This is a genomic window from Undibacterium sp. Ji22W (genome assembly GCF_049340305.1).
GTDB lineage: Bacteria > Pseudomonadota > Gammaproteobacteria > Burkholderiales > Burkholderiaceae_D > Undibacterium.
The window spans coordinates 246,343-267,897 of sequence record NZ_JBMPOU010000003.1 but is presented as its reverse complement, the minus strand read 5'-3'; the positions used below and the strand labels follow the sequence as shown (position 1 = coordinate 267,897).

General features: G+C 46.1%; 14 protein-coding genes. 5 read left to right on the top strand and 9 right to left on the bottom strand.

What is annotated here, in order from left to right; translation table 11 throughout:
* Positions 1–242: 242 nt before the first annotated feature.
* Positions 243–2,312, bottom strand: a complete 2,070-nt coding sequence (locus ACO0KW_RS13835) for a tetratricopeptide repeat-containing diguanylate cyclase (protein ID WP_423053805.1) — start codon at positions 2,310–2,312, stop codon at positions 243–245.
* A gap of 216 nt (positions 2,313–2,528) precedes the next feature.
* Between ACO0KW_RS13835 and ACO0KW_RS13830 the strand changes: the two genes are divergently transcribed.
* The gene (locus ACO0KW_RS13830; protein WP_423053803.1) at positions 2,529–4,055 is read left to right on the top strand and encodes a DUF3667 domain-containing protein; all 1,527 of its coding nucleotides are present in this window, start codon (positions 2,529–2,531) and stop codon (positions 4,053–4,055) included.
* A gap of 15 nt (positions 4,056–4,070) precedes the next feature.
* A complete protein-coding gene (locus ACO0KW_RS13825) occupies positions 4,071–4,589 on the top strand; it encodes a DUF1697 domain-containing protein (protein ID WP_423053802.1) in 519 nt (172 codons plus the stop codon).
* Between the two features lie 18 nt (positions 4,590–4,607).
* On the opposite strand, the gene ACO0KW_RS13820 is transcribed toward ACO0KW_RS13825, so the two are convergent.
* Positions 4,608–5,492 carry an ATP-grasp domain-containing protein gene (locus ACO0KW_RS13820; RefSeq protein ID WP_423053801.1) on the bottom strand — a complete coding sequence of 295 codons (885 nt, stop codon included), beginning with the start codon at positions 5,490–5,492 and terminating at the stop codon, positions 4,608–4,610.
* A 585-nt stretch (positions 5,493–6,077) separates the two neighbouring features.
* Here ACO0KW_RS13820 and ACO0KW_RS13815 point away from each other — a divergent pair.
* Positions 6,078–7,976, top strand: coding sequence for a M20/M25/M40 family metallo-hydrolase (locus ACO0KW_RS13815; protein WP_423053800.1), 1,899 nt, complete (start codon positions 6,078–6,080; stop codon positions 7,974–7,976).
* A 135-nt stretch (positions 7,977–8,111) separates the two neighbouring features.
* Here the strand turns inward: ACO0KW_RS13815 and ACO0KW_RS13810 are convergent, their stop codons facing one another.
* From ACO0KW_RS13810 to ACO0KW_RS13800, 3 genes are all read right to left on the bottom strand, one after another.
* Positions 8,112–10,148 (bottom strand): TonB-dependent receptor, encoded by a 2,037-nt coding sequence (locus ACO0KW_RS13810; protein WP_423053799.1) that lies wholly within the window; start codon positions 10,146–10,148, stop codon positions 8,112–8,114.
* 108 nt (positions 10,149–10,256) lie between these two features.
* Positions 10,257–10,754 (bottom strand): DUF6702 family protein, encoded by a 498-nt coding sequence (locus ACO0KW_RS13805; RefSeq protein ID WP_423053798.1) that lies wholly within the window; start codon positions 10,752–10,754, stop codon positions 10,257–10,259.
* A gap of 38 nt (positions 10,755–10,792) precedes the next feature.
* Positions 10,793–13,276, bottom strand: a complete 2,484-nt coding sequence (locus ACO0KW_RS13800; RefSeq protein ID WP_423053797.1) for a M1 family metallopeptidase — start codon at positions 13,274–13,276, stop codon at positions 10,793–10,795.
* A gap of 284 nt (positions 13,277–13,560) precedes the next feature.
* Between ACO0KW_RS13800 and ACO0KW_RS13795 the strand changes: the two genes are divergently transcribed.
* Together ACO0KW_RS13795 and ACO0KW_RS13790 are read left to right on the top strand one after the other, a co-directional pair.
* On the top strand, positions 13,561–14,397 hold the full coding sequence (locus ACO0KW_RS13795; RefSeq protein WP_423053796.1) for a transporter: 837 nt from the start codon (positions 13,561–13,563) through the stop codon (positions 14,395–14,397).
* 221 nt (positions 14,398–14,618) lie between these two features.
* A complete protein-coding gene (locus ACO0KW_RS13790) occupies positions 14,619–17,324 on the top strand; it encodes a hypothetical protein (RefSeq protein WP_423053795.1) in 2,706 nt (901 codons plus the stop codon).
* Positions 17,325–17,414: 90 nt separating this feature from the next.
* Here ACO0KW_RS13790 and ACO0KW_RS13785 read toward each other — a convergent pair whose 3' ends face one another.
* The 4 genes from ACO0KW_RS13785 to ACO0KW_RS13770 all read right to left on the bottom strand — a co-directional run bounded on the left by ACO0KW_RS13785 (position 17,415) and on the right by ACO0KW_RS13770 (position 21,479).
* On the bottom strand, positions 17,415–17,810 hold the full coding sequence (locus ACO0KW_RS13785) for a hypothetical protein (protein WP_423053794.1): 396 nt from the start codon (positions 17,808–17,810) through the stop codon (positions 17,415–17,417).
* Between the two features lie 25 nt (positions 17,811–17,835).
* Complete coding sequence (locus tag ACO0KW_RS13780; protein ID WP_423053793.1) at positions 17,836–19,902, bottom strand: M56 family metallopeptidase; 2,067 nt, start codon at positions 19,900–19,902, stop codon at positions 17,836–17,838.
* The gene (locus tag ACO0KW_RS13775; protein ID WP_423053791.1) at positions 19,895–20,287 is read right to left on the bottom strand and encodes a BlaI/MecI/CopY family transcriptional regulator; all 393 of its coding nucleotides are present in this window, start codon (positions 20,285–20,287) and stop codon (positions 19,895–19,897) included. The genes ACO0KW_RS13780 and ACO0KW_RS13775 overlap by 8 nt, the downstream gene beginning before the upstream one ends.
* 253 nt (positions 20,288–20,540) lie before the next feature.
* Entirely contained in the window at positions 20,541–21,479 is a 939-nt protein-coding gene (locus ACO0KW_RS13770; protein WP_423053790.1) for an EamA family transporter, read from the bottom strand.
* Positions 21,480–21,555 lie beyond the last annotated feature (76 nt).

The window sequence follows — 21,555 nt, the reverse complement described above, 5'->3', positions numbered from 1 at the left end:
TGCGGATAGATTGGGGATGAATTTGGTTTGAGTCGAAGCATTGCTCATGTTTCGATTGAAACCCTGCCCCATTCCGACCTTCCCTATGAAGGAGAAAGAGCAAGCTACCAGCAGCGCTATGTAGAGCTATGTAGGGCTATGTAGGACGAGTTCTCCAAAAACCTAACTAGAATGCAGACACTTCAAGTTAGTTGATCGATTCAAGGCAGGGATTCTCAGCTGGCGAACGACTATCAGATATGTTAACTGGCGTCCGCCACTGGCCCCAGTGTTTCCTTCATTTGAACTTCCCCCGCGCGTGCCGCTTGCGCTAATTGTTCACATAACTCTGTAGGTGTGCGCTGGGGCTGTAAAATCTTCTCTACACCGACCGCGCGGTTTCGTCCTGTTGTTTTTGCTAGATAAAGCGCTGCATCAGCTAACTTAACACTATCGTCGAACTCGATGAATCCTTTTGTTTGGCCTTGCAGCGGCGCCAGTACATATCCTATAGACGCACTCAAAGCGATTGTTTTGCCTGCGAATTCCAAAGTTGATCGGCGCAACTCTTCCAAGACTCTACTGACCATGATGCGGGCTTGTTCTGCATTACAAGCAAAACTACAAACCAAGAACTCTTCACCGCCCCATCGCACAACAATATCGCTATCTCGCATCGTCAATTTAATCCGTCGGGCAATCTCAATCAGCGCGGCATCTCCTGCTGGATGACCGAAGTTATCATTAATCTTCTTGAAGTGATCAGCATCAATAATCAATATCGCTGCAGACTGTTGTTGAATTTTGTCCCAAATCGCTGCGCTATTTTCCATCACATAACGACGATTAAATAATTGCGTTAAAGGATCTTGGAAGCGTTGATAGTCGAGTTCTTTATTCTCCACCAACAGGGCAGTGTTGCGTTTTCTGGTTTGCATAAACAGACGCGCTGACCAGGCTAAGGCCAGCATCAATAACAATGCCAAAAATACCCATCGTTGAATATTCAAGCGGCTCTTTTCTACCTCGGCTTGCAGTGTTAGATTTTCTTTAATGCGCTCTTCAGTCTTGAGTAATTCACGTAATTCATTGGCGGCATGGCCGCGGCTCTGTTGCTCAATCGAGGAATTTAATTCCAGCTTTTTTTCGAGCGCCGCATAGGCCTGCTTGTAATATCCGTTTTTGAAATAGGCTGTTGCTATATTGCCGTAAAAATCGCGTATTTCTACTTGATGGTCTTCTTTCTGAAAAATCTGCAGCGCGTCAGCAAATAAGCTCTGCGCTTGCTCAAGATTCTTACTTTCAACGGCTAACAAAGCTGCGGTCATTTTGGCGTAGCTGTTTAAAAAAACATCCTGATGCTGCTGCGACCACTCTAATAAGCGCTTTATTTCTTTGTGCGCTTGCTGAAAATTCCCTTGCGCATAAGCGATGTCGGCGTAATTACTCCAGACTATCGGCGGCACGGTGTCTTCCTTTTGCTTAATAGCGATTTGCTCCACTTCGCGATAGGCTTTTAGCGAATCATCATATCTTTTCAAGGACATCAGAATATATGCACGGTTGAGCAAACCAGTCGTGTTGAACGAATCGGGATTAATTTGGCGATAAAGCGCAACCGCTTCGTCGATATGGATCAACGCATCTTCTTTATCGCCAAAATCAACTTCCACCAATGCCAGACTACGTAAAGAACCGGCTTGGCGAAAACGGTCATTATTGGCACGCGCAACACCTAAAGCGATTTTTGCCGCATCAATGGCATCCCGCGCGCGCCCCTGTCTTGTGGTCAACTCTATGTACATGGTGCTGATCCAGTAACGCAGGGTTGCCGCTTGCGTAGTCTTAATCAAATGAAAAGCACGTGCCAGATGTTGATCACGCTTTTGCGGATCTTCTTCAGCATACATTTGACACAATTCAATTGCCGCTTGAATCGCAGGTTTCGCACTGATCTCGGGCACCTTATTTTTTAAGTTAGCTAACACTGCCTGAGTTGCAGACATGTCTTTCAACTGCTTCGTCAGATAGCAGCGGTAAGCACTTAAAGCAGCGAAATCTTTTAGACTTCCCACTTGTGCTTCGATCGTCTGTAATTGCGTAAGCACTTGACGATTATCACTTCCATATTGGTTGGCAACTTTTTCCATTGCCACTTCAAAAATCGAAAATTGCTCTTTCACCGCATTGGCTGTTGGTTCCGCCGCCCTTGCGTGCGCTATCAACAACACAGACAGAGACGCGAACAAACAGCAAGCTAAGGCAACATCACACAACTTGTGCATGATGACCAGCCTTGTTCCGCATTGACGTCTGTCGTTGATGAATTTCATGTAGTGATCAATTTGATTTGCTTCGCCGAGTTTATGCGCAGCATTTCTGCAAGGCAATACCAAATAGCTACGATTTCACCTGTACAACTTGAAATGATCTAAGCCTGTTGTTTGTGAATGAAGTGGCATGTCGAATATTTACGAAATTCGCCCAGAAGCGCTTGAGACTATGATGCTAATCGGGCACAATCGGCACAACTGTTAACGAGGTAGCTCATGGGAATTGAATTGGCAAATGCAGGCGAAACTTTAGCCGCGATTGTAGTAAGTAACGAACTCAGCAAACACGCAAACGGCGGGGATGGCAACTCGCCATCCAATGCCAATCAAGCTTCTAGAGCAACTTGCGCCAATTGCGGCACAAGTTTAGCCGGCGCTTATTGCTATGCATGCGGACAGTCTTCGCATATACACCGCTCATTGCTACACATGTTTGAGGAAGTCTTGCATGGTATCTTTCATTTTGATACGAAAGCCTGGCGTACAATCCCCGCCTTAATCAAGCGCCCTGGTCTATTGACTAAAGACTACATCCAAGGAAAACGCACGTCGTTCGTTTCGCCACTCGCCCTATTTTTATTCTTGATCTTTTTGATGTTTTTCGTTTTTTCATTGACGATGAAAGACCCAAGTAATGAGATCCTGAACATTCCAGAGTCACGCGACACCGTGGTCAAGGAATTAGCCAATAGCAAAGCCCACCTCGCTGAAGAGCAGGCAAAACTGGATGCCTTGCCGGCCTACAACCCTGATGTACGCGAATTGCGTTCGAGCATACGTGAAACGCAAATGGAAATCCGCCAATTGCAAGACAGCCTGGACGCAATAGATGGTAAAGAGTTTGATAACGCAGCGGCTCAACAACTATTAACGGATGCAGAGAAAAATCTTGCTCAATTACGGGCTAGAGAAGCGCAGCTGGAGCATCGATCGGAAAATGCAACTAATGTGGCCAGCTCCTCCGCTGAATCCAGTGCATCCAGCGCATCCAGTGAATTGAACGCATCGACTAATGCATCTGCCAGCAATGAAATAGCAACAATGAAGTCGTCGGAACTTCGTGAAGAAATTCGTTTCGCTAAGCAAGAAATCAAGCACCACAGGAGACGAATAGGAAAAGCAAATAAACGAAGTGAAAAATCGAAGTCGGCAGAGAATAACGGGAAAATTGGGGTTTCAGTTTCATCTGATTCCACAAAATCGATAGAGTCCCAAAAGCAGGCCAACAGCACATCGGCAGCATCAGATGAGGCTAGTGACGCCGGTACTCCGCCTAAGGAAAAAGTAGATGGCGAAGATGAGTCCAACAATTTATCGGACATTCCTTACGTTGGAAAAGCCTTAGCGCATGCGGACAAGAATCGCGAACTGACGCTGTATAAGATGAAGAAAAATGCCGCCAGCTCAGCCTTCCTATTGATGCCGATTTCTCTGCCCTTCTTATGGTTGCTATTCGCCTTCAAACGCAAGTATGTGATGTTTGATCACGCCGTATTCTCGCTGTACTCGCTATCTTTCATGTGCCTGCTGTTAATGTTGATATCGATTTTGGCACGGTTTAATTTTACCGGCACAGCAGGATTCTTATTTTTGATAGTGCCGCCGGTGCACATGTTCATGCAATTGCGCCATGCCTACGACTTAGGCATACTCGGCACGCTCTGGCGCACCATCGCTTTGTTGCTGATTGCTTTTCTGTCCTTGCTGATTTATGCAACAGTAGTAACCATGCTAAGTACCTAATCTGAGAAGAGCACAATGACCATTTTTATTGCCTTACTGCGCGCCGTGAATGTTGGCGGAACCGGGAAATTGCCCATGAAAGAGTTGGTCAATATCTGTGAGGCTATAGGATTTCAACAAGTAAAAACCTATATCGCCAGTGGCAATGTGTTATTTAGCAGTAAGTACACTGCGCAACAATGTCGCGATAAATTAGAAGCTGCCTTACACGACTATGCCGGCAAGGCAGTTGGCGTATTTATCCGTACACCACTTGAATTGCAAAATTTGATCGAGCATAACCCCTATGCAGAAAAAGAGGGCAACCGCAGTATTTGCCTGTTCCTAGATGAAACGCCTTTACCTGCAATGTTAGATTTAGCAAAAGGTAGACGCGAGGAATTGATTGCTTGTGGTGATCGTGCTTTTTATATCTACTATGGAGAGGGTATGGCCGATTCGAAATTAGCGATTCCTGCCGCTAAATCTGGTACTGCACGCAATCTGAACACAGTACAGAAATTGTGCCAGCTCGGTCTTCAAATGCAAGAATGAGCTGGCAAATCGAAAGCGTCAGCCTTCAGGAGATGACAAGCGTTGTGCTATCGCATGTGCGAATCGTTGCGGCGCTCGAGGGTCTAATTCCAAAAATAATTCTGGCTCTAGCAACTCAAGCTCCATCAACATGAACTGGCCATCACGTAAGACGCCATCTACCCTCGCATAACAGGGCATGGGCTTAACCGCCTGCAAAATTTGCAGTGCCTGAGCGCGCATCACTGGTGGAGCATCGATCACTTCCACACTTCCACCATGATCCGATTGCACGCGAAAATCACCAGGCTTCGCACGTTTGATCAAAGCATGACTGTATTCGCCATCAAAGAAAATAAAAGACCATTCACCTTCGCGCATAATCTCTGGCATAAAAGGCTGCACCAGAAATTCCTGCTCAAGTCGCCACACTGCAAATTCACGATTCACTTGCGCCAAATTTTCTGACGTAACTCGCAGGGTGCGCCAGGCTCCCGCCGATTGCACTGGTTTGACCACCAATTCATCACTTTTCAGTAGGTGCATCAATTCGGTCAACGTATGTTGATCCGAAGGGGCGAGACAAAAACTAGGAATCACGGGCAAATCTTGTTGACTAAGTTCAAACAGATATTTCTTATTCAAATTCCATTGTAAAGTTTCCAGATCATTGATCACACGCACATGCAATCCACGCAGCTGCTCTAGCCAATGCAAAAAGGCTGGTAGTTTTTCATGATAATCCCACGGACAACGGATAATTATTGCATCAAATTCTTGCCACACCACGGCGGGATCATCCCAGATACAAATCGTGGTTTTGATACCTAGCTCTAACAAGGCTGGCAATAGCAATTTTTCACCGCCAAAGAGCTCTGGTAAATCGGCGCTGGTGACGATCGCAAGGTGTGGTGTTTTCGGCATAAGATATTTTAAGAATACGTCACTGATGTTTGTGGTTTTCTGCTAGTTATAAAGTTTTTTTCGAATCTCATTACAACTTACTGCAAAGCAATGGTCACATATTACTCACTATTACTTTAAGTGAAAACCAAATTATTTACCTAGCTCAGATACATACCAGTTCACAAATCCTTTCAATAAACCACTTGCAAATAAATATATTTAAAAAATATAGATTACTACCAGCCAATCCATTACCTAGATCAATGCACAGTGCTATATCAGCACAAATAGTATAAACAGAGTAAACTTTTAATATGCAAATGGCATATTTTCCGACGCTAACCTAAACGTTTAGGCAAATTAAAAGGATTAAAACATTTCAGCAAAATTTTCTTCGGTTTTCGTATTAGTAAGTATTTTTCTAGCATCTAAAAAAACAACTATTAACTTTCCGTCAAGCTATTTCTCTGTTCTACTGCTTCACGATTGTCATGGATGAATACCGATAGGTACTTTAAAGTCGGCAACAATCGGTGGTACTGTAAGAAATAACGTAGTTGATATAAAACAAAATAAACTAACCATAAAGTCTGGGAGAGACAGATGCAAAAGAAACTTCTATCGAGTTTGCTCATTGGATTGGCCTTGAGCGCCTCCGGCAGTGTCACGAGCAATGCCGCCGAAAAAAAAGTATGGATCACCATCGGTGATTCCGCCTTCAACCAATTGAAACAAATATCGTCAAAATATACCCTCAAAGAAAGCCGGCTCATCAATTCTGGGACAGTTGGTTTTGCGAAGAGCGAAACAGTTCACCTAGTACAAATTGATGAATCCGTGATTCATTCCTTATCCGGGGCTATCCATAACAATCTGAAGCGCTGTGCTGGTTTTGCAATGCACGATAGCGAATCGGCTGGTCGCAATGCAATTACCAGCGTTAGCGCAGGAACTAGCCGTGCGGGATTAGCCAGTTTGGCACCGTCCTACACCATCGATAATCAATCTATCGTGACACCTATGCTGTCACAAATGCAGGCATCAAATATCGGTCAAACGATCGTCGATTTGTCCTCGTTCGTGAATCGTTACTACACCACCACGGGCGGTGTAAATGGCTCGAACTGGATCAAAGACAAATGGACGCAAATGGCATCAGGCAAAACGAATGTCACCGTCGAACAATTTACGCACGCTGGCTGGCCACAAAAATCAGTGATTATGACCATTCGTGGAAGTGACAATGCCTCTGAAGTGGTGGTGCTCGGCGGCCATCTAGACTCGATCAATACTGCTGGTACCAGCGAAACCACGAGCGCACCAGGCGCTGATGATGATGCTTCCGGCATCGCCAGTCTGACTGAGGCAATCCGCGTGATGTTTGCGAATAATTACCAGCCACGTCGTACGATTAAATTTATTGCGTACGCAGCTGAAGAAGTTGGCCTGAAAGGCTCTGCAGAAATCGCCAAAAAATTTAAAACGGATGGCGTGAATGTGGTCGGCGTGATGCAGTTGGATATGACCAACTACAAAGGCTCAGCTAAAGACATTTACTTGTTCACAGACTACACCAATGCAGCACAAAACACTTTCGTCTCGAATCTGATCACAACCTATCAGCCAAGTTTAACAATCGGCTCTGACAGCTGTGGTTACGCCTGTTCTGATCATGCTTCATGGAATGCCCAAGGTTATCCGACTTCTATGCCGTTTGAAACGGCGATGAATGAAGACAACCCTAAAATTCACGGCGCAGGCGATACGTATGCCAGCATGGGTAGTCAAGCAACTCATGCGCTCAAATTTGCTCGCTTAGGTGCTTCCTTCGCGGTCGAATTGGGCAGCGATGGCCCAGCCTTACCTCCTGCTACGATCGCATTGACAAAAGATGTTGCGGTCGCGGTCAGTGGCGCTGCTAACGCACAGGCTAATTACAGTTTCGTGGTACCAAGCGGCGCTAGCAATTTGACGTTCAAAACCTCAGGCGGCAGTGGTGATTTGGACATTTACACCAAGCTCGGTAGCTTGCCTACCACCACAACTTACCTGCAAAAATCGGATGGCGCATCAAACACCGAGACGATAACCATTGCCGCACCAACAGCAGGTACATATTATCTGTTGACTAACGCCACATCTGCCGTTAGTGGTGCATCTTTGGTTGCGAGCTACCAAACTTCGGTGCCTGGCAACGTATTGACCAGTGGCGTATCAGTCAGCATCGGTAACCTCGCAGTGAATGCAACCAAAACTTACACCATTGTCGTACCTAGTGGCAAATCTACTCTGACATTTAAAGTGACAGGTGGAACTGGTGATGGCGATATCTACGCGAAGTTAGGCGCGGCACCGACGACGACAGTCTATGATAAGAAATCGGACGGTGCTACCAACACCGAAACTATTACCTTCACAGCACCAGCAGCAGGCACTTACTATTTATTAGTAAAGGCGTATGCCGCGATGAGCGGAGCGAGCATCCTCGCGACTGTTCAATAGGACTATTTCATCAATCTACTAAGTGGCAACCAATCATTACCTGATTGGTATGCCAAATAAAAAGCCTGCTAGACAATTGTCTAGTAGGCTTTTTATTTGAAGGGGAAAGACCGAATAGGTACGAATCAAATGGGACTAAAACGTCTTCACCAACATGAGTCGGAATGAACGCGATTCCAACGGATGAAAATGCACGCCCTCACGCGACGCAGACTCCCCCTTAAGCTGCGAGGCATAATAATAATCAATCGCAGAATCACGTCGATTACTTACATTGAAGCCTTCCAATTCTAGCTTCAAGCCTGGGTTAAATTTATAACTAATACGCCCATTCAAAGTCGCACTGCCTTTTGAACGGATAGAATTGTCGTCCGTTAAAGCGCGTGGACCAAAGTAACGCATGCGTAGTGCCCCCGACCATGGACCAAGTTTGTCAAAGTTCAAGGCAAGCTGCGCCACCCCTTCTACTGCGCCGACTATGTGATTATTTGCAGTGTCAACGCCCCGCGATCTACCTTTGGCGTAAGCGGCATCAAAGTCTATCGACAACCAATCAGTCGCTTGATAAGAGTTCGAGAGTTCTACTCCATGGCGTCGGCTTGGGCGCCCCGCGTCCGTTGTACCTGCGTCGCCGACAAAACTTAGTTCTGAATCAAAATCTAAGCGATATACAGCGAGACTCAATTGCAAACCTGATATCCATTCAGAACGCATGCCCAATTCCAATCCACGAGCAGCTACCAAGCCAGGTGATTTTTGGGTTGCCTCAAGACTTTGTGGGTCTACTGTCGTTAAGGTCGCTCGCGCATCATTACTATGAAATCCTCGTCCCGCATTGATATAAAATTCTGTCTTGGCCCAGGGGCCCAAAACCAAACTGGCAACCGGGCTAGTGATCTGATCATTCGCCGTACCGGAATTTTCGAGGCGATCACTATTGACTTGAAAGCGATATTGATCGTGACGCACACCGACATTACTACGCAAGCTTTCAGTCCAACGGGTACTTATATCGAGATACATACCGAGACTAGTTTCCACTATATGGTCTTGGCGCACTGTGGACAGTTGCTGACGTACTTTGGTCCTGTGCAGGCCATTAAAAATGTTGTCGTTCTGTAGCTGCGCACCGATCGTGATATCTGTGTTTTTGCCATTGATATGTGAGTGCCAGGTATGACTTGCGTTCATGCCACTAGTGACGCGTTTGTCGGGCTGACTGAATTGATCACCATTGACAGGATCATCCATAAAATACGTAAAATTCGAATACAAATCCAATCCATTCTGAATCAGATAAGCACTCAACTTACTAGCCTCTTCGCTCGTTGTACGGCGCCAGACACCCGACAAGCTATAGCGATGTGACTCGCCACCATCGCTGCTGTCTATCGTGTCAAAGCGATCCAGCTTACCCTGCTGTACTGCCCGCAAAGGAATCTGGTCAGTCGAATTCCATTTGCCACGATAGAACATCGCGCTCAAATTAAATCCATTATTCGCGAAGCCTTCGCTATAGCGAAAGACTGCATTGAGTTTCTTGAAATTATCGGGATGCACAAAAGGGCCATCATTGCTTGTCGCTTCCATTGCATACAAAAAACTGCCATCGAGAAAATCTGGTGATCCTGCGATCAAGGCGCGCCGAAAAGCATTCTGCCCTAAGGTCATACTCGTAATATATTGACTAAGTCGATTCGCATAAGTCAATGCTGCATTACCAGCCGCGGAAAAGTCACCAGTCGTCGATGAATAGGGACCCTTCTTATAATCCATGCGCGCTGTCAGTTCTGGAATCAAAAAATTTAGGTCAGTCCAACCCTGTCCATGCGAGTGACTGCGTTGATTAACCGGCATTTCATCCACCGTCGTACGCAAATCGGTACCATGATCCAGATTAAATCCACGTAAGTAAAATTGGTTAGCTTTGCCTTCACCACTATGCTGACTCACAATCAGGCCTGGTATCGCTTCTAATAATTCACCAGGTCGGTAAGTCGTCAACGCCTCGAGTTTTTTTTGCCCGACCATGCCCGCATTTGCAGCGTCCAACAGTCCTAATTGACTCGATTTCGAGCCATCAATTGCGACCCGGTGCAAAATAGAATCATCAGCATAAGCCTGTTGCTGAAACAGAGCGAGCATCAAAGAAAAAAGTAAACGTGGCTTCATAAACGTGAGGAATCAAAACCTTGAAAAAAAAGCGCCTGATGGCGCTATCTATAGAACTGTAATACGATGGAAATGCTAAGCAAATCAAATGTTGTCACCTAAGTCTATTCACGGCAAATTTACTTCTCGCTGACTGCGGGTAAACATGAGCGTTTGCGTTGCCCCATTCTTGTTAATGTTCAAGGTATTTACTTGATCACTAATAAAATCGGTAAGAACTGCCTGACGTATCATCACTTGTTCAGGCAGAGCACGCTGCTCTAATTCCTGAAAAATAATCACACTAGTCGGATCGACTTTAAGACCTATCCATTTCAACGGCACGATCCCTTGCTGATCAGTTATTTTAAATTGCTTCTCGAAATATTTTTTAAATACCTGAATGTCTTCAGGATCACTTAAATCAAATTGACGTTGATACAGATTTTCTAAAATCGCCTCTACATCATGCGCCATGAAGGTATGTACGATTTCAGTATTTCCCGAATTAGGATTCATGCTGATATCTGTAATACCAGCATGAAACCGATGAGCATGTGCCAGCGCACTGATCGCGATCAATGCGCCAAGCAAAGAAACCTTAACTAACTTAATACTATTCAACATGCTCATCTCTATCTAATTTGCTACATTAATTTACTGCGTTATTTCACATCCTTGACCACCGCTTTAGCAGCAGGCTTCGCGGCCTTCGCTGGAGCTTTGGTTTCCACTTTTGTTTCTTTGGCGGCTGGTGCTGGTGTAGCTGATGCAGCGGATGTGGCAGGCGCGGCTGCAGCATCTTTTGCTTCTGGCTTAGCATCTGTTTTCAAAGGCGTATTGTAATCAGCCATCATGTCGCTTGGTGGGAAGTTCATTTTGAACAATTCCAAACGTGACTGCGTGATCTTACGTGGCCAAGAATTATTATTGGTGTCGATATCCGCTGTTTCCAAATAAGGATCTTGCGTCAAACTGACCATAGGCTCATCGGTAACGATCAGCTTAGTAAATTTCTTGGAGTTATAACGCCAGACTTCTGCTGGAATACGTTGCACCACTTTTTTGCCACTTTGCAATTGAATTTCCAAAATCAAAGGCATCACCAAACCACCGACATTGGAGAAATCGACCAAGTAAAAATGCTTGCCAGATTTCAGCATGGCTTTTTCATCTTCGTCCAAGCTCTTCATCATGTCATTGTAGTTATTACGGTCTTTATTCGTGACCGTAAAATCGTCATGCTCATTGTAGAAGTCTTTGAGTTCTGGATGAGAATCTAAGCGACGTTCCAATTTGCCTTTGTCCGCTTGGTTCGCAGTAGAAATCGGTTCTGCATTTTTCTGCGCACGACGCCATGCTTTTTCTACCTCTGGATCTTTGGTAGACATCGTGTATTCAACGATACCGTCAATACTAATATCGACTGGATCAGTCGTGTAGAACCAACCGCGCCAGAACCAATCTAAATCCGTACCCGAAGCATCTTCCATAGTGCGGAAGAAGTCTGCAGGTGTTGGGCGTTTAAATTTCCAACGTTGTGCGTACTCTTTGAACGCAAAGTCAAACAATTCACGACCCAAAATCGTTTCACGCAAAATATGCAAGCCCGCCGCTGGTTTGGCGTAAGCATTTGGTCCAAATTGCAAAATTGATTCCGAGTTAGTCATGATAGGTACTTGACCTTGACTCTTCATGTAGTCGACGATGCCACGTGGCTCACCGCGTGTACCTGGATAGTTTTCTTCCCAGGCTTGTTCTGCCAAACTTTGTACAAAGGAGTTCAAACCTTCATCCATCCAAGTCCATTGACGTTCGTCGGAGTTGACGATCATCGGGAAATAGTTATGACCAACTTCATGAATAATCACGCTGATCAAACCGTATTTAGTGCGTTTAGAATACGTAGATTCACCCGTCTTCTTGTCTTTAGTTGGACGACCGCCATTGAAAGACAACATAGGGTATTCCATACCGCCTTGTGGACCGTTCACAGACTGTGCAATTGGATATGGATAGTCGAGTGAGAACTTATTGTATTGCTCAATTGTATGAATGATCGCTTGTGTGGAATACTGTCCCCACAAAGGGTTCGCTTCTTTCGGATAGAAAGACATCGCTAGACCCGTGCTGGTACCAGCCTTGTAGCCTTGCGCATCCCAGATGTATTTACGGGAAGATGCCCATGCGAAGTCGCGTACGTTTTTCGCTTTGAAGTGCCAAGTTTTGCTTGAAGTAGCACGAGTTTTTTCAGCTTCTTCCGCTTCTTTCTGCGTAACAATCACGACTGGCGTTTTCGCGGTACGTGCTTGTTTCAAACGATCCAGTTGCGTTGCAGTCAAAATTTTGTCCGCATTGCTGAGCTCACCCGTGGCAGAAACCACGTGATCGCTTGGCACAGTCAATTGCACATCGTAGTCACCGAATTCCAACGTAAATTCGCCAGAACCCAAGAACTGTTTATGCTGCCAGCCGTACACATCGTAGTAAGCAGCCATGCGTGGGAACCATTGCGCGATTTCGAAGATATCGTTCTTATCGTCTTTAAAGTGTTCAAAGCCATCACGACCACCGAGTAACTTACCGTTACCGATGTTGTAGTTCCAATCGATGCTGAACACGAACTTCGCGCCAGGTTTCAATGTTGATGGCAAATCAATCCGCATCATGGTGCGATTGATCACGTATTTCAAGGCTTGTCCATCTGCACCTTTGACGCTACCGATTTTAAAACCGCCATCAAAGTTGTCGCGCTCATTCATCATCGCCATTGCTTGGAAACTCACCGCATTTGGGTTTTTCCAGGCATCGCGCGACGGCAAGGTGCGTGTTTTATTCGCATCAGAATCGGAACGGAAAATATTTTGATCTAATTGCACCCACAGATAATTCAAAGTATCAGGTGAATTATTATGGTAAGTGATTGTCTCCGCGCCAGTAATGGCACGTTTCGATTCATCCAGGCTAGCGCGGATCACATAATCAGCGCGTTGCTGCCAATAAGCGTGTCCTGGGGCACCGGAAGCCGTACGAACCGAAGTTGGCGTTGGCAATAAATCTTCTATTTGACGAAATTTATCGTCAGATTGACCGCCAGCAAAGGCGGGCATGCTCAAACATAAGAGCACTAATGACACTGGCAAACGCATTATGTTTTACTCCGTGAAGTGGAAGAAAATGGGAGGTAAAGGCTGATTTTTTATTGATTGTAGAAAAATCCCCGACGCTTAGAACATACTCAAAGAGAAAAGTTCCAGAAACAAACGATGATTTCAAGCAAATCTCGTCTTTGCTTGCATGCTAGATAACGATGCCTTATATTGATTTCTGTTTAGCAAACAGATTAAGCAGCATAATTCTGGTGTGAGAATCTGACGAAAGACGAATCCCCTAGTTTGATGACACAATCAAGACTAGCTTTTTTTAAAGACCTATGCACCAACGTCAATTCGCAAGCTTCAACATATTCGGTACAACATTGGGCACACTATGCTTAGTGAGCTGTGCTGCGTTTGCACAAACAGAAAAAGCACCGGAGTCTAACGATATCATTAGTAGCGATCGCCCTGGCTTTGTCGAATCAAGTACCGTGATGAAGTCTGGCCGTTTTCAGCTCGAATCGGGTGTAGGTCTAACCAGGAGTCGACAAAGCACTGCGCGCGAACTCAGCACTAACTTACCCTATTTAAGTCGTTACGGCGTGGCAGAAAACTGGGAATTACGCTTAGAAAGTGATGGCTGGACGCAGACTCAAACACGACAAAACAACCAATCTCTTCTGCGCCAGCGAGGTTTTTCCGATTTGGCTGTTGGCATTAAATGGCATATGCAGGACGGCGACGAAAATACTGGCAAACCTGCGATCGCTTGGTTAGCGCATCTCGATCTCACCACGGGTTCAACAGCCTTTCGTGGATCAGCCCCCAGCCCTTCACTACGTATCGTAGCAGAGTGGGAATTACCGCAGGATTTCAATTTTGCGATGATGCCGGGCGTCGCTTGGGAAAAAAACGATGCCAGTCATCGTTATAGTAAGGGTATATTGGGTTTCACAATCGGCCATGCGATCAACAACAATTGGAACGCCTATCTCGAACTCAGTGGCGAACAACTAGCGGCAAAACACAATGGCGGATCCATCATAAGCTATGGTGCAGGCGTCAGTTGCATCGTCACACGCGATGTCCAACTTGATTTCTCCCTCACTAAATTGTGGTCAGGCAATGCGCCCAACTTGCAAGCTGGGTTAGGCTTTTCGTTGCGCTTCTGAAATTGCTGGGCTCGCCCGACACATACGCCTGTCGGATTTTTAAACATGGTCTATGCCAGACTCTGGTTAATCTGTGGTTTTATCTCGCAATCAACCTCAATTCCACTCTCAGATTATCAACAGCATCTTAAAACCACAGGGTTTTTCGGTAAAATGGGGAGCTTTTTATTACATCTATCAGCCAAGACTTTGGCTGTTTCTTTTCAATTAGGTTTTCTGTCATGTTTAAACAACTCAAGCACTCACTTTTAGGTCGGGCATTCCCTGATACAGGAAACCCCGACAAGCTTGAATCTGGTGACCATACTGAGCTAAGTCAACATCATCAGTCCGTGATCAATGCCAATGGCGAAAAATCGAACGAAAGTATTTTGGATCAAATCGACAAAGAGTGGAATTTGCAGCAAGCTGCCTATGCCCGCTCCAAAGTCGAACGCGACATGCTAATCGATGCGAATAGTCGTATCAATTTTGAGCAGGAATTATTACTGAAGGTCCGGACGCGCCTGCAGGCCGAAAAGCAAGCGGAAAAACTAGCGCAGCAACGCTTAGAAAGTGACCAAGAGGCACTTGAATTACATCAACAAAGAGTCGCCAAAGAACAAGAAGCAGAAAGAGTTGCTTTGGCCACCTTGGAAATCGAAGCACAATCACTCAAAACGGCACAACAGCTACGTGACAGTGAAGCGGCGGCGCTGGCCGCTTCCGCCAATCAACTAAGTGCCCGGCAGCAATTTTCAGAGACTGAACAAGTTCGCATTGCGACCGAACAAGAAACACAAGCCATTACTGCGCAAAAATTACAAACTGAAGCCGAACTATTATCGGCATTGCAAATTAATTCTAATAAAGAACAGGCAACACTAGAGCAAGCCCAGCAGCGCTTTAGCGCCGAACAAGAGTTGGCTCAATTAAGCGCGCAGCGAATCGCCGAAGAACTAGCTTTACAGGCAACCATCCAACAACGTATCGAGACTGATCAAGAAGCAGAACGTCTAGCGCGCGAACGTTTGCTTGCCGAGCAGATGTCCATCGAAACCTTGCAACGTAACGAGGCACTTGAACAACAACAAATACTGGCAAACAATGCCAAAATTGAAGCAGAAAATGAATTACTTAAAGCTAGCAAACTCAAAATATCTGTTGAGCGCGAGGCAAAACTTAAGAGCACAGAACGATTGTTGGTCAGTCGTCTAGCCGAACAAAAAGCACAGGAAAGAATTGCCAGCGAAACCGAATTAGCCCATTTAATTCAAGAAAAAATTCTCGCAGAAACAGCATTAATGGAATCTTCCGTCGCACTGTCGATTGATGAAGACAAGGTGGAGCAAGCAGCAAAATATAAACTTGAACTGGAAATTTTAGCGACACAAAAAGCAGAAGAACACGCGATTGCCGAACATGAAGCCCTGCAACACAGCCAACGTCGTCAAGCCGCCGAATCGGATTTATTAGCCCAAGTTGAAGCGCGTGCTCGCGCAGAACGCAGCGCACAAGAAGTCTCTGCATTGCAATTAGCAGCAGCACAGGAAGCAACTCAATTAGCAGAAAAGCGCTTGCAAGCTGAGCGTGATGCTGAGGCTGCGGCACGCCAAAGGCAAACCAACGATCAACTCGCGATAGCGGCAGAGCAACAACGTCTGGCACACGAACAATCCTTATTGGAAGCAGCGCAACGATTGGCTGCCGCTGAGCTCGAAGCCGAAACACTGGCCAGAGAACGAGTCTCAATCTCTATCCAAGCACAACAAAAAGCGCAACAACGTCAACAAGCTGAAATCGATGCACAACGCTTGGTCGAACAGAGAATTTTGACTGAAGCAGAATTAGTTAAATCGACTCAAGATCAGATAGCTTTAGAGGCAGATGCTGATCAGCTATTACAAACACGCCTCGTACAAGAAAGTCTTTTGACACAGCAAACGACGGAGTTGGAAAAACTGGTAGCACTCAAGACCGACATGCAGCAACGTCAAGCGCAAGCAGAACAACAACATGCTAGCTTACGAAATGATAGCCAACAACAAGAACTGCACAAGCTGCAGCTGACGCGACAAGAATTAGAAGCACAAGTCGCACAACTGAGTTCACAGGCAGAAGAATTAAACGCACAGATTAACCAAGAGCGATTATTTCTGGGGCAAGCGCATCAAAAGATTGCGCACGAATTAGAATTGAGCGCCAAAGCAACAGCGCGACTGCAAGCCGAAAAAGCAACGATCGTTATCGCCCAACAAAGAATCTTACGCGAGCAAGAAGCCGAAGCTTTAGCCCGTGAACGTATCAAACACGAAACGCTAAGTGTTGCGACTGAACAAGCTAGGCTCGCAGCACAAGACCAAGCAATTGCTGCCGAACAGGCCCGTCAAGCTGCAGAAGAAGAGGCCGACAAGTTAGCAGATCAACGCCAAAAAATTGCCCACGAGGCAGATGAGCGCACTGCGCAATTAATGCAAATACAAGAGCAAGCCCAAGACCCACAGCTATCATTAGAAATTGACTCTCCAGAACAAGCTGCATCAATTCACGATCCCGATCTTATTTCAGGTCTTGCTTCGGATCTCACGACAGATAAAGTCAGCGATACCGACGCAACAATCAGTTCAAGCCTAGTTCCCATCAATACACACGTGGAGAACAAAGACGATTTCGAACTGTATTTAGAAACTGTCAATCGATCCAAACCGCGCATCAGTTCATTTACCGTTGCCGTCATTCTCACCGCCATCATTGCGGCAGTTGGCTATTGGTGGTGGCAACAACAAGTTGCGCAAGAAGCGCTCAAGCCTAAGAAAATCACCAACTCACAACTCAATAAAAAAACCAGCGCAACATCTGAACTCCGCGATGTGAGCAGCGCGAACCATAGCGACAATCCTTTGTTCCTGCCCAAACTAGATAAGAATTACGAGCAAATCAAGCGCTAAAGTACACGGCAAAATTATTGAGAGGCCATCAAAGTTCAGCGAAACATAAATGGATGCTGCGCTCTCTCGCAGCTCGTCGCGGTTGACGTCTTATTTTTCTATCGTGGCCTTCAGTAGTTCTTCGGCGGGATCACAAGCGCTGACAAGCTCAGTGGAAGCGATCACCAGATCCCAATCGGCTTGCATCGGTGAAGTGCGTTGCGCCAATAGAAAATAACGTGTACACGGTGCAATTTGTAGAACAATATTTTTTTGCTTCGTTTTATAAGCAGATCTTGATGGCATTGCCTCTAAAACTAGATGGCGCTCGCCAGCAGCGATCTGCACTGGCATAGAGAATTGCAAACTACCATCGATCGCGACCACTTTCACTGGATATTGGGTCGTCGACAATAAAGCAGAATGGGGCTTTGCCTCAAGATACGACAGCGGTGCCATAGCACAAGCTGTCAAGCATAAAGAGCCAGGAATCAGTATTAATTTCATCAATCGCTGGTGCATACATTAACCTCTATTTTTCCTTAGAATTCGAACGAGTAGATTCATCAATGGCATGGGTTTGTCCACGATGTTGCCAGCCAAATTCATCCGTCACACGTTGTGGTTCAGCGCTCATACCAAGCGGACGTCCATTAACATAGGTGCCGAGAGTATTGTCATTTCTTGTGCCACTGCTCAGCGTTCCATTTGGATCATTCAAACTAGTCAGCATCACTCCCTTTGCGTTCATGCTATTTTGACGGCCAGGCATTGGCGAATTTGTGACTATTTGCTCCAAGCGCTCGCGCGCGGCTTGCCACTGAATGATCTCACTTTGTATTGGCAATAATTGTCTTTTTGCGTCCGCGGCCAAGGCTTGATAAGTTTGGATCAGCCGTTGCTTGGCTCGTTTGAGTTCATCGTCCGTCATCAAATTTGCTAGTTCAAGCGGCACCAAAGGTTCGCGCTCAAAGCGTTGCTGCAACAGTTCAACGAATTGGTTGTAGCAATTTTCCCATGCATTAATCCGCTGCAAGGTTTCTGAATTTTTGGAGCGTATGACACTGGCGCGAGGAATTTCTGGGACTGGACATTTCTCCCTATTCAATTTCAATTCATTGGCTTGAAACCCATTCACATAATAGTCAATGTCCGCTAGCCGTTGTTGGCGTAGCTGTGTCTGAATCAAACTTGCTGGCGACTCCGTTTTTACTATGTCTGGTACTAGAATTGATTGCTGCGAAGCGTCCTGTTGATTTTGAAGCGTGCGGCTATTCGTCGCGAGCGTTTTTATTGATGATGGGATGCGAGCCGTATCGAGTCGCTCCTCGCGCAAATATTTCTCACCGTCCGCGGTCACACTTTTCTCGGTCGCGATAACAGCCTGGTGATTCGTAGAATCGTCTCCAGCCTGCACAAGTGTTAATTCTCGCAAAGCAGAAATTGACTGCGAATTTTTACTGACTGGATTCAAAGGCATTGGCGACATTTGAAACGCCGGTGTAGCGACAATGGTCACGCTTAAAATCACAAGCGTAGCGAACCCATATCCCACTATAACAAAACGCAATACCCTCTTTCGTGATTGGGCATCAACCCGTAACGGATCGAATAAGGATCGTACGCGCATTTCCAAAATCGACGGAGAATCGCTGGCCGCCATCAACAAAGAATGCGCATGAACCTGCTTTGCGCAGAGGTACAAGGCCTTCGCAAGTGCTTGCACATGCCCCGTTGTTTTGATCGCGGCCGCATCACAAGCTAGTTCAGTTAACACCGCCAACTCTGCATAGGCAAATCGATTTAATGGCTGAAAGAAAAACAACCGTAATACCAAGTTGTAGGCAATTTTCCAGAGAGGATCACGACGTAATACATGTGATAACTCATGGGCTAACACCGCTTGCTGTTGTTTTTCATCTAGCTGGCGCAGCATAGCATCGGGGAGACAAATCACACTATTTGGCGTGACAACAGGACTTAGATTATCGCCACCGATGATCAGCACCAATTTGTAGCGAAGTCGCGGATAGTGTTGCGCGACAAAGCGATGCAAGTCATGCAGTCGATGACCAGCTACCTCATCTTGCTTTACATTACTGATACGATTTAATACGCTGATTTGCCACCACAAGCGTACGCAGTTAAAGAGCGCAAAAACCAACCACGCGATGGCAACATAAGGAGCGAAGCGATGCCATGCGGGCGGTAAGGCGATATGAAGTCTGCGGTCTGCCTGGTCCGGCGATGCAATCGTTTGCGAATTGGACTGAGAGGTTAGTGGCAAGCTTGTCAGCATCTCACTGGCGCCCAAAACCCTAGTCGGCGGAATCACAGTCAAGTCTCGTGTTGACGAGATTTCAGGCTCAAGCGCGTCATTTTCAAGCGCCATCGGATGAACAAAACTACATTGGATTGCCGCAGTCACAAATCCGGCAAAGAAAGCCAAGCGCCACACATTTTCAGCCAACTGTCGGCGATGCACAACATCGAGGCATCCACATCGCTTTAATCCATACGCGATTCCCAGCAACAGCGTGCTGTGAACAACATAGGTAAGAAAATACAATATAAGGTCGGAAGAAAATTGTTCAAACATTCTCTTCTCCCTGGTCATCAATTAATTGGCGTACCCGATCCAAATCAGCGGCGTGAATTTCATTATCTTGTATCAAATGATTCAGCAGCATGCGGGTATTCCCTTTGAATACCGTTGCCAACAGATCGGACAACATAGAGCGTTGGATCTGCGCTTCACTCATCAAAGCAGTATAGAAAATTTGCCGATTGTCGCGTTGACTACTCAAGAGGCCCCGTTTTTCCAAGCGAGTCAAGAGTGTGGCAACCGTCGTGTGGGCTAAATCTCGGCTGGAACGTAAGGCTTCCGTCACTTGTGCCGTACTCGAATTTGGCTGCGCCCACAGGATGCGCATTATGCTCAATTGCAAATCACTGAGTGAAATTTTTTCGTTGTCCTCATTCACAGCTTTTCTCCTTGGCGACAAGAAATTCACATTTCTACACATGTAGTACGACTACTGTAGTTTATGGATATTTGAATGTCAATGAGAATTTTCAATGAATTGGTTTTGTGGTTTTTTGTCTTGGGTGACGCTTAAACTACTGCGTCGATTACTGTATAGATTGCTGCGTGGGTACGTGTTTCAATCGGCTATCTCGAACTTTAGCGCTCGTCATGAATCTGGCTATTCTGTCCGCGCATTGATAAAAACAAAGTCAAAATTTACCCAGAGCGATGACTCCAGCAGCAATACACAATGCGCCAAGCAGACGCTGCAAACGATCTCCTTCTTCTAACAGGTGACCACCGATCAATGCAGCAAACAACATCGACACTTCGCGCGCTGGGGCGACGTGACTGAGCGGCGCTGCCTGCATTGCGTATAGCACCAGTACATAAGAGATTGGACTGATTGCACCGACGATGAACGCATACTTCCATTCTTTTTGCCACGAGCGGCGCGTCGCTGCGGTGTCGCGCAACAGCGCGGGCAGTAATAATCCAATCCGAATGAAATTGCCGAAATAGTCCACCAGAATAGGAGACAACATCAATACTTTCACCGTATAACCATCGAGCACTGTATAAGCAGCGATAAATAGCCCAGTGGATAGGCCGTAGAAAATCCCTTTACGTATCTTCTGCACTTGCGCATGATGATCGGTATCATGCGGAACACTTCGGACTTCAATAGACATATTTGACTGCTGAGCTTGACGCAAAACGCGCATTAGCCTGGGTCCACCAGCGATCAAAAATACACCCGCCACAACGGCGACCACGCCGGCTCCACCAATCAATGTTAAATGCTCGCCCAAAAACAGTATCGCAATTGTCGAAGATATCAAAGGCCCTGAGCCACGTGCGAGTGGATAGACGACCGTTAAATCCGCTTTACGATAACCGCGCAACAAGGTAATAAAATATAAGACGTGCAAAATGCCACTGGCAGCAATGAAGCCCCACTCCAGCCAGCCCCAAGTCGGGACCACATCCCAACCGACATACAGACCTACCGGCGCCCATATCACCGCCATAATGAGTGAGCTGAATCCAGCAAACCGAACATCACCACCTGCTTTTTTGGCCGCAATGTTCCAAAGAGCGTGAATCAGACCAGCAAGAATAACGAGAAGAAAGGCGGAGGTTTCCACAGAATCCCTGAAAAATGTGAGACTGAAATTGGGTGCTAGCAAAACGCGTGCAGAGTGTAGCAAACATCTTCAAAAA

What these genes read in the sequence shown, in the direction of transcription:
- ACO0KW_RS13785 (WP_423053794.1), bottom strand. Translation starts at nt 17,810, where the DNA reads ATGAAATTAATACTGATTCCTGGCTCTTTATGCTTGACAGCTTGTGCT.
- ACO0KW_RS13790 (WP_423053795.1), top strand. Translation starts at nt 14,619, where the DNA reads ATGTTTAAACAACTCAAGCACTCACTTTTAGGTCGGGCATTCCCTGAT.
- ACO0KW_RS13795 (WP_423053796.1), top strand. Translation starts at nt 13,561, where the DNA reads ATGCACCAACGTCAATTCGCAAGCTTCAACATATTCGGTACAACATTG.
- ACO0KW_RS13825 (WP_423053802.1), top strand. Translation starts at nt 4,071, where the DNA reads ATGACCATTTTTATTGCCTTACTGCGCGCCGTGAATGTTGGCGGAACC.
- ACO0KW_RS13800 (WP_423053797.1), bottom strand. Translation starts at nt 13,276, where the DNA reads ATGCGTTTGCCAGTGTCATTAGTGCTCTTATGTTTGAGCATGCCCGCC.
- ACO0KW_RS13815 (WP_423053800.1), top strand. Translation starts at nt 6,078, where the DNA reads ATGCAAAAGAAACTTCTATCGAGTTTGCTCATTGGATTGGCCTTGAGC.
- ACO0KW_RS13810 (WP_423053799.1), bottom strand. Translation starts at nt 10,148, where the DNA reads ATGAAGCCACGTTTACTTTTTTCTTTGATGCTCGCTCTGTTTCAGCAA.
- ACO0KW_RS13830 (WP_423053803.1), top strand. Translation starts at nt 2,529, where the DNA reads ATGGGAATTGAATTGGCAAATGCAGGCGAAACTTTAGCCGCGATTGTA.
- ACO0KW_RS13780 (WP_423053793.1), bottom strand. Translation starts at nt 19,902, where the DNA reads ATGTTTGAACAATTTTCTTCCGACCTTATATTGTATTTTCTTACCTAT.
- ACO0KW_RS13835 (WP_423053805.1), bottom strand. Translation starts at nt 2,312, where the DNA reads ATGAAATTCATCAACGACAGACGTCAATGCGGAACAAGGCTGGTCATC.
- ACO0KW_RS13820 (WP_423053801.1), bottom strand. Translation starts at nt 5,492, where the DNA reads ATGCCGAAAACACCACACCTTGCGATCGTCACCAGCGCCGATTTACCA.
- ACO0KW_RS13805 (WP_423053798.1), bottom strand. Translation starts at nt 10,754, where the DNA reads ATGTTGAATAGTATTAAGTTAGTTAAGGTTTCTTTGCTTGGCGCATTG.